This is a genomic window from Paraburkholderia sp. CNPSo 3281 (assembly GCF_024206515.1).
GTDB lineage: Bacteria > Pseudomonadota > Gammaproteobacteria > Burkholderiales > Burkholderiaceae > Paraburkholderia > Paraburkholderia nodosa.
Genome location: NZ_JAMBPS010000004.1, coordinates 116,817 through 130,600 on the forward strand (window position 1 = coordinate 116,817; position 13,784 = coordinate 130,600).

Annotated in this window: 13 protein-coding genes and 1 pseudogene; 2 read left to right on the forward strand and 12 right to left on the reverse strand. The window is 65.3% G+C overall.

The window, feature by feature from the left end; translation table 11 throughout:
- Nucleotides 1-3 precede the first annotated feature (3 nt).
- The 9 genes from M3I56_RS06455 to M3I56_RS06495 form a co-directional block, all read right to left on the reverse strand.
- Nucleotides 4-324, reverse strand: coding sequence for a YciI family protein (locus tag M3I56_RS06455; protein WP_254353051.1), 321 nt, complete (start codon nt 322-324; stop codon nt 4-6).
- On the reverse strand, nt 321-1,193 hold the full coding sequence (locus M3I56_RS06460; RefSeq protein WP_254353052.1) for an intradiol ring-cleavage dioxygenase: 873 nt from the start codon (nt 1,191-1,193) through the stop codon (nt 321-323). The genes M3I56_RS06455 and M3I56_RS06460 overlap by 4 nt, the downstream gene beginning before the upstream one ends.
- 55 nt (nt 1,194-1,248) lie before the next feature.
- Entirely contained in the window at nt 1,249-2,316 is a 1,068-nt protein-coding gene (locus M3I56_RS06465; protein WP_254353053.1) for a maleylacetate reductase, read from the reverse strand.
- A 7-nt stretch (nt 2,317-2,323) separates the two neighbouring features.
- Nucleotides 2,324-3,790 carry an aldehyde dehydrogenase family protein gene (locus M3I56_RS06470; RefSeq protein ID WP_254353054.1) on the reverse strand — a complete coding sequence of 489 codons (1,467 nt, stop codon included), beginning with the start codon at nt 3,788-3,790 and terminating at the stop codon, nt 2,324-2,326.
- Nucleotides 3,791-3,841: 51 nt separating this feature from the next.
- Entirely contained in the window at nt 3,842-4,861 is a 1,020-nt protein-coding gene (locus M3I56_RS06475) for a hydroxyquinol 1,2-dioxygenase (RefSeq protein WP_254353055.1), read from the reverse strand.
- Between the two features lie 43 nt (nt 4,862-4,904).
- Nucleotides 4,905-5,399: a hydroxyquinol 1,2-dioxygenase gene (locus tag M3I56_RS06480; protein WP_254353056.1), complete on the reverse strand. Its 495-nt coding sequence runs from the start codon at nt 5,397-5,399 to the stop codon at nt 4,905-4,907.
- Between the two features lie 140 nt (nt 5,400-5,539).
- On the reverse strand, nt 5,540-6,469 hold the full coding sequence (locus M3I56_RS06485; protein WP_254332789.1) for a LysR family transcriptional regulator: 930 nt from the start codon (nt 6,467-6,469) through the stop codon (nt 5,540-5,542).
- A gap of 117 nt (nt 6,470-6,586) precedes the next feature.
- Nucleotides 6,587-7,861, reverse strand: a complete 1,275-nt coding sequence (locus M3I56_RS06490) for an MFS transporter (protein WP_254353057.1) — start codon at nt 7,859-7,861, stop codon at nt 6,587-6,589.
- Nucleotides 7,862-8,245: 384 nt separating this feature from the next.
- Nucleotides 8,246-9,331 carry an FUSC family protein gene (locus M3I56_RS06495; RefSeq protein WP_254353058.1) on the reverse strand — a complete coding sequence of 362 codons (1,086 nt, stop codon included), beginning with the start codon at nt 9,329-9,331 and terminating at the stop codon, nt 8,246-8,248.
- 325 nt (nt 9,332-9,656) lie between these two features.
- Here M3I56_RS06495 and M3I56_RS06500 point away from each other — a divergent pair, with 325 nt between their 5' ends.
- The gene (locus M3I56_RS06500; protein WP_254353059.1) at nt 9,657-10,667 is read left to right on the forward strand and encodes a glycosyltransferase family 2 protein; all 1,011 of its coding nucleotides are present in this window, start codon (nt 9,657-9,659) and stop codon (nt 10,665-10,667) included.
- Between the two features lie 62 nt (nt 10,668-10,729).
- On the opposite strand, the gene M3I56_RS41530 is transcribed toward M3I56_RS06500, so the two are convergent.
- From M3I56_RS41530 to M3I56_RS06515, 3 genes and pseudogenes are all read right to left on the reverse strand, one after another.
- Entirely contained in the window at nt 10,730-11,125 is a 396-nt protein-coding gene (locus M3I56_RS41530; protein WP_375541687.1) for a hypothetical protein, read from the reverse strand.
- A gap of 63 nt (nt 11,126-11,188) precedes the next feature.
- Nucleotides 11,189-11,861: pseudogene (locus M3I56_RS41535) on the reverse strand (MmgE/PrpD family protein); the annotation flags it as partial.
- Nucleotides 11,858-12,754, reverse strand: coding sequence for an MFS transporter (locus M3I56_RS06515; RefSeq protein ID WP_254353062.1), 897 nt, complete (start codon nt 12,752-12,754; stop codon nt 11,858-11,860). The gene M3I56_RS06515 and the pseudogene M3I56_RS41535, both read right to left, overlap by 4 nt.
- 219 nt (nt 12,755-12,973) lie before the next feature.
- Between M3I56_RS06515 and M3I56_RS06520 the strand changes: the two genes are divergently transcribed.
- Nucleotides 12,974-13,657 carry a GntR family transcriptional regulator gene (locus M3I56_RS06520; protein WP_254353063.1) on the forward strand — a complete coding sequence of 228 codons (684 nt, stop codon included), beginning with the start codon at nt 12,974-12,976 and terminating at the stop codon, nt 13,655-13,657.
- Nucleotides 13,658-13,784 lie beyond the last annotated feature (127 nt).

Below are 13,784 nucleotides of genomic sequence, written 5' to 3' on the forward strand. Positions count from 1 at the left end.
GGCTCACACTCTTTGCTCAGGATTGCCAAGATTCCAGTCCCAAGGCCGGATCTCGACGTGTTCGAACAAGCCCGCCAGCGTATAGGGATCGTCGCGGACGAAGCGCATCACGTCGTCGTATCCTTCCGCCTCGATCACGAGCAGCGTGCCGTTGAGCGCGTCGCAATGCGGCGCGAGCGTCGAACCGCCCAGCCGCACGAACACCCCGCGCTGCGAGGCCGCGCGCAGATAGGTGCGATGCACCGCACGCACGCGCTCGCGGACGTCGCGCATGCCGGGCTTGTCGGTGGCGAATACGGCGTAGTAACGCGTGTGCGGTCTCATGCGCGCTCCAGCGCGAAGTCGTAGCGCGCCTCGCAAAAGCCGCCCTCGAAGCCGAACTGCTGCGCGGCCGCGCCGTCCGCCGCGTGCTCGCGATAATCGACGAGCAACGAGGGCTTCACGCCGAACACCGCGTCCGAATCCAGATATGGGTCGTTCTGGTTGAACAGATGCGTCACGAGCGCGCTGTGGCCCGGCGCCGTGATCATGAAGTGCAGATGGGCGGGCCGCCACGGATGCCGCCCCGTGGCGTTGAGCATGCGGCCCACCGGGCCGTCGGTCGGAATGGGATAGCACACGGGCACGATGGTGCGGATCGCGTAGCGGCCTTCGGCGTCGGTGCGATAACGGCCGCGCAGGTTGCCGTGCGGCTGTTCGGTGTCCTGCCCCGAGTACATGCCGTTGTCCGCCGTCTGCCACACGTCGAGCAGTGCATTCGCCACGGGCTGGCCGCCGGTCGTCAGCACGCGGCCATGCACGAGCGCCGGCGTACCCGGCGTGAACGCCATGTTCTCGCCATAGGCGCGTTCCGGCATGCCGTCGATGTAGAACGGGCCGAACACGGTCGTATCGGTCGCGCCGGAAGCGTAGCGGTGATTGATCGCGTCGACGAGCATCGAGACGCCCAGCGTATCGGAAAGCAGGATGAATTCCTGGCGCACGACGTCGTCGCACATCTGCCCCGTCTCGGTCAGGAAGCGAATCGCGGCGAACCACTCCGCCTCCGTCGGCTCGACTTCGCGCACGTAGGCGTGCAAGTGCCGCACAAGGCTTTGCATCAGCTTGCGCAGGCGCGCGTCGGGTGTGTTCGCGAAGCGGCTCACGACCTGTTCCGTCAAGGCGCGTTCGGCTTCGGTGCCATGTATCGACATGGTTGTCTCCTTTCCATTGTTGTGTGCGCCACGCACGCGGCGTGGCGCCACCCGACTAGCGCGGCGCCGCGCCTTCCCACGCCCGTTGCAGCAGCGCACGGATAGCCGCGCGCTCCAACGGTCGCGGATTGGGGTAGGCATTCGTGCACGCGAGATCGGCCGCTTCGTCGAGGCCCGCTTCGGGCATGCCGATTGCCTCGAGCGACAGCGCCATGCCAAGCGACTCATTCAACGCAAAGAGCCGTGGCCCGGCTTCGTCCGCATGCGCGCCGCCGAGCGCACGCGCCACGCGCTCGAGCGCTTCTGGCGCGGCCGCGTGGTTGTAGTGCGCCGTATGCGGCAGCATGACCGCATGCGTTTGCGCGTGCGGCAGGTTGAAGGTGCCGCCGAGCGTGTGGCAGAGCTTGTGATGCAGCGCCATGCCGACAGCGGCGAGGCAACTGCCCGCGAGCCACGCGCCGTAGAGCGCGCGGCTTCGCATCGCCGCGTCGTCCGGGCGACGCACGACAACCGGCAGCGCTTCGCCCAACGCGCGAATCGATTCTTCGGCCATCAGGCTGATCACCGGGTTCGCGTCCTCGGCATAGAGTGCCTCCACCGCGTGCGCCATGGCGTTTACGCCCGAAGCCGCCGAAATGCCGGCGGGCAGCGAGACGGTGAGCGACGGGTCGTAGATCACGGTGCGCGGCAGTACACGCAGGTCGCGCCCGGTCTTTTTCAGGCGCCCTTCGGTGAGCCCATAGATGGGCGTCATCTCTGAGCCCGCATAGGTGGTGGGCACGGCGACGATCGGCAGCGCCGATTCGAGCGCGATGGCCTTGCCAAGGCCGATGGTCGAGCCGCCACCCACGGCCACGCAGCACTGCGCGTCCAGTGCCGCCGCCTTCTCGCGCGCGGCACGCGCGACCTCCACCGGCACGTGCATGACCGCTTCGGCATGGATGCCCGCGGCGCGCTCGCCGAGCAGGCGCGCGACTTCTTCAGCGAGCGGCCGCTGCTCGGGCGTCGAGAGGATCAACGCGCGGCGCGCGCCGAGCCGGTCCACTTCTTCGGGCAGCCGCGCGAGGTTGCCCCAGCCGAACACCACGCGCGACGGCAAGCCCTGATAAACGAAGCGATCCATACGTACCTCAACGTTTGAAGTGCGGCGGCACCTGGGCGTCCACGTTGACCCACACCGAGCGGGCCTCCGTGTAGTCGTGCATCGCCTCGAAGCCCATTTCGCGGCCGTAGCCCGATTGACCGACGCCGCCAAACGGGCTGCCCGGATTCACGCGCTTGTAGCAGTTCACCCAGCACATGCCCGCACGAATCTTGCCCGCGATGCTGTGTGCGCGCGAGAGGTCGCGCGTCCACAGGCCGCTGCCGAGACCGTAGTCGGTGCCGTTGGCAATGGCGAGTGCCTCTTGGTCGGACTTGAAGCGCAGCACGGTCGCGAACGGGCCGAACACCTCTTCCTGCGCGATACGATCGTCCGGCGTCTTCGCCTCGATCACGGTGGGGCGCACGTAGTAGCCGTTGGCGAGCGCGGGATCCTGCGGCACGCTGCCGCCCGTGAGGACGCGCCCGCCCTGCTCGCGCGCCACGTCCACGAAGGCCTTCACGCGCTCCAGATGCTGCAGCGAGGTGAGCGGCCCCATTTCTGTTTCGGGGTCCAAAGGATTGCCGACACGAATCGAAGTGGCGAGCGCGACGAAGCGCTCAAGAAATTCGTCGGCAATGCGCTCGTGCAGCACCAGACGCGAGCCCGCAATGCAGGCCTGCCCCTGGTTGTGGAAGATCGCCCAGGCCGCACCATTGATGGCGGCGTCGAGATTGGCGTCGTCGAACACGATATTGGCGCCCTTGCCGCCTAGTTCGAGCTGCACGCGCTTCAGGTTGCCCTGCGAGGCCTCCACGATGCGCCGCCCCGTAGCCGTCGACCCGGTGAAGGCGATCTTGCCCACGCCCTCGTGCTCCGCGAGCCGCTGCCCGGCCGCATGCCCGTAGCCCGGCACGATGTTGACGACACCGGCGGGAAAGCCCACTTCCGCCATCAGTTCGACAATGCGCAGCGTGGAAAGCGGCGTGATTTCGGAGGGCTTCAGCACGACCGTGTTGCCGGCCGCGAGCGCCGGGCCCATCTTCCAGCTCGTGAACATGAGCGGGAAATTCCACGGCACGATCTGGCCCACCACGCCAATGGGCGCGCGCTGCACATAGTTGAGAAAGCCCGCTTCGACCGGAATGACCGAGCCTTGCAGCTTGTCGGCCATGCCGCCGAAGTAGCGGAAGCACGCCGCCGTGCGCGGCACGTCCAGTGTGCGCGAGTCGCGGATCGGGTGCCCGGTGTCGAGCGATTCGAGTTGCGCGAGTTCTTCGCCGTTCGCTTCGATGGCGTCGGCGAGACGCAGCAGCAGGCGGCCGCGCTCGGCGGCCGGCATCGCCGCCCACTGCGGGAAGGCGCGCGTGGCGGCGGCCACGGCCAGATCGATGTCGGCGGCGGTGGCTGCGGCGATCTTCGTGATCAGCGAGCCGTCGTGTGGATTGAGCACGTCGATGGTGCCGCCCTCGACGGCGTCAACGAAGCGGCCGTCGATGAACAATTGCGTTTGCATGAGTAAATCCTCGATTGATGCTTAAGGCTGCTGCCTAACTGCGAAACTCGTTCAGAACTCGACCGGATACGGCTTGAGTTCGCCACTCTCGTAGCGCGTGGGCAAACCGGCGGTCGCGTTCTCCCACACGAGCAGCATCGAACGCTTGGTCGAATAGCCCTGGTGACGAATATCGGCGGGCATCGCGCAGATGTCGCCCGCGCGCATGGTGATGCGGGCGCGCGGCGCGCCGGTGTTCTTGTCGCCGATGTCCCAGACGATCTCGTCGGAGAGCTGCAGGAACCACTCCACGCGGTCGTTGCCGTGGAAGACCGGCAGGATGTACTCCTCCGTGGTCGGGCAGAACAGGCTCTGGCCGCACACCGAAGTGACCGAAGGATTCCACGTCACGTCCGAGCGCGAGAGGTACTTGAAGAGATTGAACGCGTGCAGCTCGCCCTCGAAACCGGGCTCGGCGTGCACTTCGGGGCTGTCCTGAGGCACGTCGGCGAAAGCGCGGTTCACGGGCAGGTCGTCGCGCAGCGGCGAGTCGCCTTCGAGGCCCGGCATGCGGCGCGTGGCGATGCGCGTGCGCTCGATCGCGGCGTCGTTCTCGCCATGCTTGCGGCCGAACGCGGTGCCGGTTTCCTCGGGCGCGGCGAACGGGTCGAAGCCTTCGTTGGTCCAGTCGTGCAGGATCGCCTTGAAGGTCGCCATGATGGTGGGCGTTTCGAAGGTCTCGATATAGTCCACACCGGCATCCTTCATGATGCCGTTGAACGAGCCCGCATACACGTCCACCTTGCCGTAGTGGTTGCGCGTGCCGAACACGTGGTCGAAATTGACCCAACCGTAGAAGAAACCCCAGGCCACGTCGCGCATCATCGCGCGCAGGAAGGCGTCGGCGGGGATGGCGTGCGTGCGGGTCTGCCCCTTCGCGGGCCACAGCACTTTGACGAAGTATTCGTCGCGCGTAAATTCGAAGGCGCCGAGCGTGTAGCGGCGATAGCCGGTCACGGCGTCGGGCTCGCTCGCGCGTACGGTGTCGGCGGCAAAGCCTGCGGAATGGTCGAGGGTTTCGAGGGTGGCCATTTGGTGTCTCCAGTAGTCGAGTGATGGGTTGGCGTGTGTGCGTTCAGTGCAGGCAGATATCAGCCCACTTCTGGACGGACAGTTCACCGACCATGGTCTGCACGAGCGCCACGCCAGCCTTTTGTGCGCTGAAGCGGTACGCACAGCCTGCCGGCAGCAGCGCTTGATGCCCGCTGCGCAGCACCACGTGGCCCATCTTGCGGCCTGCAGGCTGCTCGCCTGCGTCGACCGTGCCCTTACTGTCCTTGAGCGGCGTATCGAGCTTGACGAAGTCGATACGTACTTCGCCATCCATCAGGATGACGAACTCATCGTGTGCGCAGGCGAACCAGCGCGACTGTCCCTGGGTGCGCAGCACCTCGATCACGTATTCGAGGTTCTTGCCGACCACGACCTTCTCGTAGGGCGCCGAGCTTGCGGCAACTTCGAAGACGTTCGAGAAAACATAGTGGCGAGCGTCGCCGCTCGTGATTTCGATCTCGCCCTTGCGGTACTGCTCGAGCGAGCCGAAGACGGTGTGGAACGTCGAATCGGTCATGGCTGTCTCCTGTTTTGGAAGGTGTCGTTGGAATCAACTTTAGGAGCGCTGCGGGTCGGCTACAACCAGCGGCCAGGCGACTACGGCATTCGCGTTTCGCAAACAATCGCGGCAGGCAATCGCCGCAAGCGCCGCAAGCGCTAGCGCACCCAGCCGCGCTCGATCAGCGGCACGTCCCACGCGGGCTCGGGGCCCAGATACTCGGCCAGAAACTCCACCAGCGCCTTCACTTTCAAGGCCTGACGCTGCGTGGAGGGATACACGGCTGCAAAGCTCAATGCCGAAAGGTGGTAGTCGGTAAGAATCGGCACGAGCGTGCCGTTGAGGAGCGCCTCGCTCGCCACGAGCGTAGGCAGGCACACCACGCCGCCGCCCGTGAGCGCGTAGTCGCGCAGCAAATGCACCGAGTTCGAGCGGATCATGCCGGGCAACTCGATCTCCACGACCTCGTCGCCGCGCGCCATCGTCCAGCGGTTGCGCGAGGGATAGCCCGAATAGAGTGCTGTGGTGTGCTGCAGCAATTCGCGAGGATGCTGCGGTGCGCCATGCTCTGCCACATAAGCGGGCGTGGCGCAAAAGAGCCGCCGCACCGAAAAGAGCCGCCGTTCGATCAGCGAATCGGAAATAGGCGGGAAAATCTGGAAAGCGACGTCGAAGCCTTCTTCGATCGGATCGACCACGCGGTCGTTGACGATCACATCGAGCTGGATGCCAGGATAGCGGCGGTTGAACTCGGCGAGCGGCGCGCCGAAATGGCCGAGCGCGAAACCCGGCAATATCTGGATGCGCAGCCTGCCCGTGGGCGTGGCGCGCAGTTCGCGCATCTGGTCGGTCAGCTCGTTCACGCGCCCCACCACCTCCGCGCATTCACGATAAAACGCCTCGCCGACTTCGGAGAGGCGCACGTGCCGCGTGCTGCGATGAAAGAGTGGTGCGTTGACGAACTTCTCCAGTTGCTGGATCCGGTTCGTCACGACCGAACTGGTCACGCCGAGTTGCCGGGCCGCTTCCGCGAAACTGCTCGTTTCCGCCACGCGCACAAAGGCTTCGATGCTCAGGAATCGGTCCATGCTCCTCTCTTCTTCACGGGTTCGGGCCATCCAAGTATAGGGCCCGCTCCCAGTCGCCCGCGCCGCTCCTGCACGGGCTGCGCAACCGCAGAAGACGACAGGGACAGCGCTCGCACGCTACTCGGCCTGCCCCGCTGCAGGCAATGGCGCGGCGGGGGCGGCGGCCTCGCTGCGCCGCAGCTTCGCGGGCGCGGTTTCCTTGAGGAAGAGGCTCACCAGCACGCCGAGGAAAACAGCGCCAATGGGCAGCCACAAAATGTTCTGGATACCGAAATGCGCTGCAACGAATCCGGCGAGCGCGGGCGCCACGCCGCCGCCAAAGATTTCGCCCGCGCCCACCACGAGCCCGATCGAGGTCGAGACCATGCCAGCCGGCGCGGCTTCAGTGGCAACCGGTCCCGAGAGCAGCGAAACGAGGCCGAGCGTGAAGAACGACGCCGCGAACAGCACCACGAAGAGCGCGAGCGGCTGCGCGCCGAGACCGCGAAACACGATCAGCATGACAGCGGTGCCCAGGAAGCCGAGGACGCTCGCCAGGCGCCGGCCCAGCAGATCCGAAAGCCCCGGCAAGCCGAACTGTCCGACGAAACCGCCAAAGCCAATTGCCGAGGCCACCACGCCCATGCGCTGCATGTCGAGCGAAAGGTACTGCGTGAGATAGAGCGGCAGCATGGCGCCGAGCACGAACACGCCCGTCATGGCGCAGAACAGCGCGACCATCGCCACGGGAATGTTGCGGCTGCGGATCACGTCGCGCCAGTGGCCGCGTTCGGCCTTTGCCGCGGACGCACCCGCGTTGCGCGCAGGCGCGCCTTGCGGCTCCCGGATCACGCGGTACATCAGCAGGCCAAGAATCAGGCCCGGCACCGAGACGAGTGCGAACACCCCGCGCCAGTTCATCACGCCCAGCAACTGCGTGGCGATGATCGGCGAAAGCGCGAGCCCGAACAGCGCGAAGCCGCTTTGCTGAAGCCCGAGATTGAAGCCGCGGCGCTTCGGGTGCGAGGCATCGGCTGTGGCGGCGAAGCTGGTCGGGCAGAACGAGCCTTCGGCCACGCCCATCAGCGCGCGCACGGCCAGCAGGCTAGCAAAGCCGCCTGCGAGGCCCGAGAAGCCCGAGAGCAGCGAGAACGCGATGATCGCGGGAATCAGCACCTTGCGCCGCCCCACCTTGTCGGAGATGCCGCCCATGACTGCCGCGAACACGCCCCACGAAAGGCCGAGAATGCCGATGCAGTTGCCCACGTCCTGCGCATTGAGGTTGAGGTCTTTCATGATGGACGGGAACAGCGGCGCGATTAGCCAGCGGTCGAGGCCCACGAGGCCGAAGCCCAGCGCCAGCAGCGTTACGGCCTTCCATTCGTAGGCCGTGTCCCATGTGTTCGGTTTCATCTCTGTCTCCTTGGGCCGGCCGGATGCCGCGCCACACGCTCATGTTCGAAAACGGTGTTCGACGTGACGTGCACCGCTGCACGCTCGCAGGACGCCGTCGACATCGACGAGGCAAAGATAGTCGCAAGCGCGGCGTAATCAGTACCGGATAACGCCCGAATACGTCATTCGCGGATCGCGAATAATCGGGCGCGCAAGGCCGGCAGGCACAGCAGTTGGGACGCTGCGCGTGCGCCGCGCTGCACGTACTGGCGCGACGCGCCCACACCAGGACAATTACGGGTAGACGCTCGCTTGCACGCCGGGCGGTAGGCATTCAACGCATGAGTTGCACGAGTCCGAGCGCCACGCCCGGCACGAGAATCACCACCAGAAGCGCGGCGATCACGCTTTGCGCAAGTGTTCGGTATGCATGTCGCTCAAACGGCTCAGCAGGATGCCGTAGCCGGTCAAATGCCCGAGATAGACGCTCGTGAACACGCCCGTTGCGGGCAGCGCTTCGACGAGCGCATGCAGTTCCTCTCGCGTCAACGGCGCCACGAGCAGAGCTGGGCGTTCCACCCGCAGGTCGGCCTGTGAAGCCAGTTGCCGGTGCACGTCCACGAGGCGCGCGAGGCCGCGCCGGTATGCCTCTTTCCATTGCGCATCGAGCGCCTCGTATTGCGCGTTGAACGTGTCGAGCGTTTCGAGGAAGCCGACGATCGAGTCGAACAGCTCGTGGTAGCACGAAAACAGCGGCAGGCGATCGCGATTGCGCTTCAGATGCGCCGACACCCACGACTGCGCCAGGTCCGACTTGAGGAGATCGTGCGCCTGCTTCAGATTGCTGCTCGACACCCGCAGCGCAGCCGTCGCCGATTTCAGCTTCGCGCGGTCCAGCGTTTTCGTTGCGACCTCGGTGAGCAACGCTTCGGCCTGGGCGTTGCCGTCGTTCACGAGCGTGTTCGCCCAGAAGCCGTGATCGGGCGGAAAGGCAATCTGCTGGATGATGAAGCCGAGCAGCATGCCGAGCACCACGCCGATCAGCCGCTGCTCCAGCAACGGTATGTGCTCGCCCGTGTAGAGCACGAGCGTCATGGGCACGGTGATGCTCGTCATCTGGAACACCGAAGGCCGGATGCGCACGATCGTGAAGATCACGAGCGGCAGCAGGATCACACCCAGCCACAGATGCGGCGCGGTTAGCCAGATCAGGAGCGTGCCGATCGGCATCGCCACGAGGTTCGACATCACGCGCTTGTAGAAGTACCCGCGCGCCGCCGAGATGGAACTGCCGAGCGCGAGCGTGAGCATGGCCGAGCCGGAGAGCGCGACCGCCGCCTCGGGAAACCCGCAGGCGTACGGAACGCCGAAGCCGATCCACATGCCGAGCGTGAGTTTCGTGTATTTCGCGAGTTCGGAGAGGGAGAAGCGTGCGAGCGCACGGCGAAACGGCGTGAGCGGTTTGTGGGCGTAGGAGATGGAGGCCATGGATGCGAGCGGTCGTTTCAGGCGGAGCGCCAATGCTAACGCGAATGACCTGAGTGTTCCGGCACTCAGTCCATCCTCGACGCCTTCCCCATTATTTTGCGGCCCGGATTTTCTTTCCGATTCATCAGATCGAACGTCGGCATTTTGTGCGGATGCCCGCCATTGGGGGTTCTGCGGGGCGCGCTGCGCAAAACGCATTCCTTGCGATTTATTTTCAATTTCTTTCGCGTTTTGTTCATTTACCGTCATGTCCAACGGATGAAGTTCGTATTACGAACCCGCCTTTGCGGACGTCTCCGTATCCCTCAAGCACTGGGGTCTGCCCATGACGACAACAACGAAGGTCTCCATTTGCCTGCCGACGTACAACCGGCCTGAACTGCTGGTTCGCTGCATCGAATCGTGTCTCATGCAAACGCATGCAAACATCGAGATCGTGATCGGCGACGATTCGAGCGACGATCGCACGCAGCAACTGATCGCCTCGCGTTACGGCGACGACCCGCGCATCGCCTACCGGCGCAACGTGCCCGCGCTCGGCCAGGCGCCCAACGTGGCCAGCCTCTTCGAGCGGGCGAGCGGAGACAAGATCCTCCTGATCCACGACGACGACTACCTGCTCGTGCACTGCATCGAGAAGCTGCTCGCGCAGTGGCAGCGTTATCCGGATCTGGAAGTGGCGTTCGGCGATCAATACGAAACCGATCACGAGGGGCGCATCATGCACGCGGCTAGCGAACGCATGAACATCGCCTATCAGCGCACGGCCAGCGCCGCGGGGCTGCAACACCCGCCGGGCCGCGTGGGTATCGTGCAGATGTTCCCCAACAATGGCTGGCTCGCCGATGCGGCGCTCGTCAAGCGCATTGGCTACGACGACCACTACGGCACCTGCTGCGATTACGTGTTCGGCACGCGCCTGTGCCTGGCGGCAAAACGCGTGTGCTACGTGAACGAATACGTCTCGTGCTATCGCATCACCGACGTTTCGGTATCCCAGGCGACGCGCACGAGCATCAACGCCTCGTCGATCTCGGCGTGGCGCTTTCTTAAGAGCCTCGCGCTGCCGCCCGAACTCGAACCGGCTCGCAAGCTTGCCATGCGCCGCCTCGTGCCGATCGTGGTCTCGCTGCTCGCGCGCAATCGCGAGGCGCGCGCCGGGCTGCAGCTCGCGCTCGGCAATCTCTACGCGTACCGGTTCGGCTTCAGCCCGCGGCTCTACTACCACCTGCTGATGATCTGGAAAGCCACGCGGCGGCCTGGCACGGAGTCCGTCGCCCTATTGGGCATGAAGGACGAGCAAGTCGTGGATACGTCCCGAACGCGCATGCCGTAGCGAACGCATCACGCCGTGAACAATGGCCGCAGGTCGGCCACGTTCGATGTGGTCGCGATCCTTCACCCCGCTCCATAACCCCGACACCTGTTGCGCCGCGTACGAGATCGCATAGCGCGTCTGGCGTTCGCCGGCACGCCGTGTCGTAACCGAGCGCGACGGCACGTACGAGCGCCGCGCCGGATGGCGCCCTGCGCTTCGCCTAGCGCGAGTGCGGCGGCCACACCATGGATCGCGCTGAAACGCGCCTGCAGGCCGTCTTGCGGCTGTGGATTGCCCATCAATTCCGGTACGAGCGGATGGCAGCGCAGCACGATCGCGTCGATCGAACTGGCATCCGCAATGCGATCCGCAATCGCGAGGTCAGCATCGATCGCAGGATGCGCGACGATCCCGCACGGATACGGTTTGTAGGTGTTGAACAAAAGCTCCCAGCGCTCGCCGAAATCGCCGTTCATGCGCTCGAACTCCACCTTCGTCGAGAGCGATCTCGCATAGCCGCCCGGCGCTTCGAAGATGTCCTCTGCGGCGCGCTGCCCATGCTGGGCGAGCCGCGCAGCGTCGATGCCATTGGCAGCTGCTTTGCCGGGATGAAAAGGCTTGGTCATGGTGCCGAATGCCTCGCGCTGCCCGACGAACATCGAGGCGGCAATCGATACGGCTTCCTTAAGTTTGACTTCATCGAGGCCGAGCAAGAGCGCCGCCGTGACCGCACAACCAATCACGCCGCACGTGCCCGTGATATGCCAGCCCCGGTCGTAGTGCTCAGGCGAGATCGCCACGCCCACGCGCAATTGCGCCTCGCAGCCCAGCGCGAACGCAGTGAGCGCCGGTGGGCTGCGTTTGCGGCGCGAGCGCGGTGAGCACCGCGAGCGTGGCCGCGGCGGGATGGATCACGGTGGCAAGATGCGTATCGTCGAAATCGTCGAGGTGGCCGGCGAAGCCGTTCGCCAGCGCGGCGAAATGCACGTCGATGCGCTCCGTGCGGCCCAGCACGCCCGCCGCATGTGCGGCGCCGAGATCGCGCGCGGTAGCGAGTATCGCCTCCACGCCCGGATGCATGCAGGCGCCGATCGTTGTGCCTGCAACGTTGATGAACGAGCGCTTCGCTTCCTTCAGGACATCGGCGGGCAAGGGGCGCTGTGCCAGCGCATACAAGCCCTGCGCGAATGCGGCGGCGATGGAACCACTCATTGCGACAACTCCTCTAGAGGTACACCGTTGGTTTTCGGCCCCCACACGCCAACCGCCACGACGATCACGACCATGGCCGACGAGATCAGCAGGAACACCGCGGGCACGCCGTAGTGCTTGAGCAGCGCCGCCACCCAGAAGCCGACAAAGATCGAACTCACCCGGCTGCGCTCGATCTCGTCGACGATCTGGCGCGCCTCGCTCACACGCCCCTTGCTCTCTAGCCAGCGCGGCGATTCCGGCAAGCCGTGGCGAATGAACCAGATGAACACCGCGCCGGCCGCGCCGATGATCATCACCCAGCGCCAGCCTTCCATGCCGAGGAACGTGCGCGGCACTAGCGCATAGGAGATAACCGCGACCACGGGCACCGAAGTGAGAATGACGAAGATGCTGAACGCCGTGTAGCGCCCGCGCGCATCGCGCGGCGTGAGCTCGGAGATATAAGTGTCGACAGTGATGAGTTGCATGCCGATGCCCACGCCCGCCACGAAGCGCCAGGCGTGCATGCCCAGCGGCGAATGCTGGAAGGCGGCGATGAAGCTCGCCACGGAGTACGTCAGCATGGCGAACGTGAACACGATGCGCCGCCCGAAGCGGTCGGTGACGCCGCCCAGCGCCACCGTGCCGACGAACATGCCCGCGAAGAACGAGCCGAGAAAGCTGGCGAAGCCGTTCACATCGAAGAGGCCAGCGGTGGTGGCGCGGTACAGCCCGCTGTGGATGAGGCCCAGCGAAATATAGGCCGCCATGAACATTTCGTAGAACTCGAACCATCCGCCCACCGCGATGCGCGCGACGAGCCCGCGGAAGTACCGCGTGGGCGGCAGCCGGTCGAGCCGCGCCGAGACGCTCGCCTCGACGTGCGTTGAGCCGGCAATCTCAGTTCCCATGTAAATGGCGTCTCCTTGCCTGACGGGTAGCCGATTGAATTATCTTTTAGTGTCGACAGTTAGATTCACTATATGGCGATTCTTCGCTTCGAACGGTGATATTCTCGCCTTAGTGTATACACTTGAATAGCTGGCGTGCGACTTCGAAGGCGAAGCTGGTACTGGATTTGTTACAATCTGCGGCGCTGCGCCCGGTCGCGGCGCCTCAGGGGAATGCGCATGGATGAAGATGTCGGCGCAATGGCCGCCCCGGAAACGGGCGAGCAGTCGAGCGTGGCCGAGATCGTCGACTGGGTGGCGCGCGGCATCATCGAAGGCCGGCTGCGTCCCGGCGACGACCTGAATTCGGTCGATCTCGCCAAACGCTTCGGCGTAAGCCGCACGCCCGTGCGCGAGGCGCTTTTCGCGCTCACGCGCGAAGGACTCGTCGACTGGTCGCCGCGCCGCCGCCCGCGCGTGGCCGCCATGCAGTTAAAGGAAGTGCGCGAGATCTACGGGCTGCGCACCCTGCTCTACGGTCAGGTGTCGCTCGCGATCGTCGAGCATGCGACGGACGAGGACATCGCCGCGCTGTGGCGCGCGCATGGCAAGCTGGCCGAAGTCGCGGCCAAAGGTGACGTGGACGGCTACTTCTGGGCCAACGTCGCGTTTCGCGACGAGGAACTGCGCGTGAGCCGCAACGGCATCTTCAAGGAGGTGCTGGACTCCATGCGCATGCGCACGAACCGCCTGCGCCACCTGAGCACCTCGCTGCCGGGCCGCTTGCAGCGTTCCTGCACCGACCACCAGCGGCTGTGCGAGGCCTACGCCGAACGCGACGGGGTGCTGGCCGCGGCGCTGAACCGTTCGATCGTGATGGGCGCCCTGCATGCGATCGAAGCGGCCTGGGACAGCCTGCGCTGAGCGCGGGCCCTCGCTTGGCCCCCTTTTATTAGCGCGGGTGCCGCGTCGAACGGGGCCTGTGGCCCTCCCCGCCAGGCTTGCCTCCCCGCCAGGCTTGCCGAAAGGCCGGGGATACAACATACTTGAC

Excerpts from the sequence above, each read along its gene's own strand:
- M3I56_RS06455 (WP_254353051.1), bottom strand. The coding sequence starts at position 324 with ATGAGACCGCACACGCGTTACTACGCCGTATTCGCCACCGACAAGCCC.
- M3I56_RS06460 (WP_254353052.1), bottom strand. The coding sequence starts at position 1,193 with ATGTCGATACATGGCACCGAAGCCGAACGCGCCTTGACGGAACAGGTC.
- M3I56_RS06465 (WP_254353053.1), bottom strand. The coding sequence starts at position 2,316 with ATGGATCGCTTCGTTTATCAGGGCTTGCCGTCGCGCGTGGTGTTCGGC.
- M3I56_RS06470 (WP_254353054.1), bottom strand. The coding sequence starts at position 3,790 with ATGCAAACGCAATTGTTCATCGACGGCCGCTTCGTTGACGCCGTCGAG.
- M3I56_RS06475 (WP_254353055.1), bottom strand. The coding sequence starts at position 4,861 with ATGGCCACCCTCGAAACCCTCGACCATTCCGCAGGCTTTGCCGCCGAC.
- M3I56_RS06480 (WP_254353056.1), bottom strand. The coding sequence starts at position 5,399 with ATGACCGATTCGACGTTCCACACCGTCTTCGGCTCGCTCGAGCAGTAC.
- M3I56_RS06485 (WP_254332789.1), bottom strand. The coding sequence starts at position 6,469 with ATGGACCGATTCCTGAGCATCGAAGCCTTTGTGCGCGTGGCGGAAACG.
- M3I56_RS06490 (WP_254353057.1), bottom strand. The coding sequence starts at position 7,861 with ATGAAACCGAACACATGGGACACGGCCTACGAATGGAAGGCCGTAACG.
- M3I56_RS06495 (WP_254353058.1), bottom strand. The coding sequence starts at position 9,331 with ATGGCCTCCATCTCCTACGCCCACAAACCGCTCACGCCGTTTCGCCGT.
- M3I56_RS06500 (WP_254353059.1), top strand. The coding sequence starts at position 9,657 with ATGACGACAACAACGAAGGTCTCCATTTGCCTGCCGACGTACAACCGG.
- M3I56_RS41530 (WP_375541687.1), bottom strand. The coding sequence starts at position 11,125 with ATGAACGGCGATTTCGGCGAGCGCTGGGAGCTTTTGTTCAACACCTAC.
- M3I56_RS06515 (WP_254353062.1), bottom strand. The coding sequence starts at position 12,754 with ATGGGAACTGAGATTGCCGGCTCAACGCACGTCGAGGCGAGCGTCTCG.
- M3I56_RS06520 (WP_254353063.1), top strand. The coding sequence starts at position 12,974 with ATGGATGAAGATGTCGGCGCAATGGCCGCCCCGGAAACGGGCGAGCAG.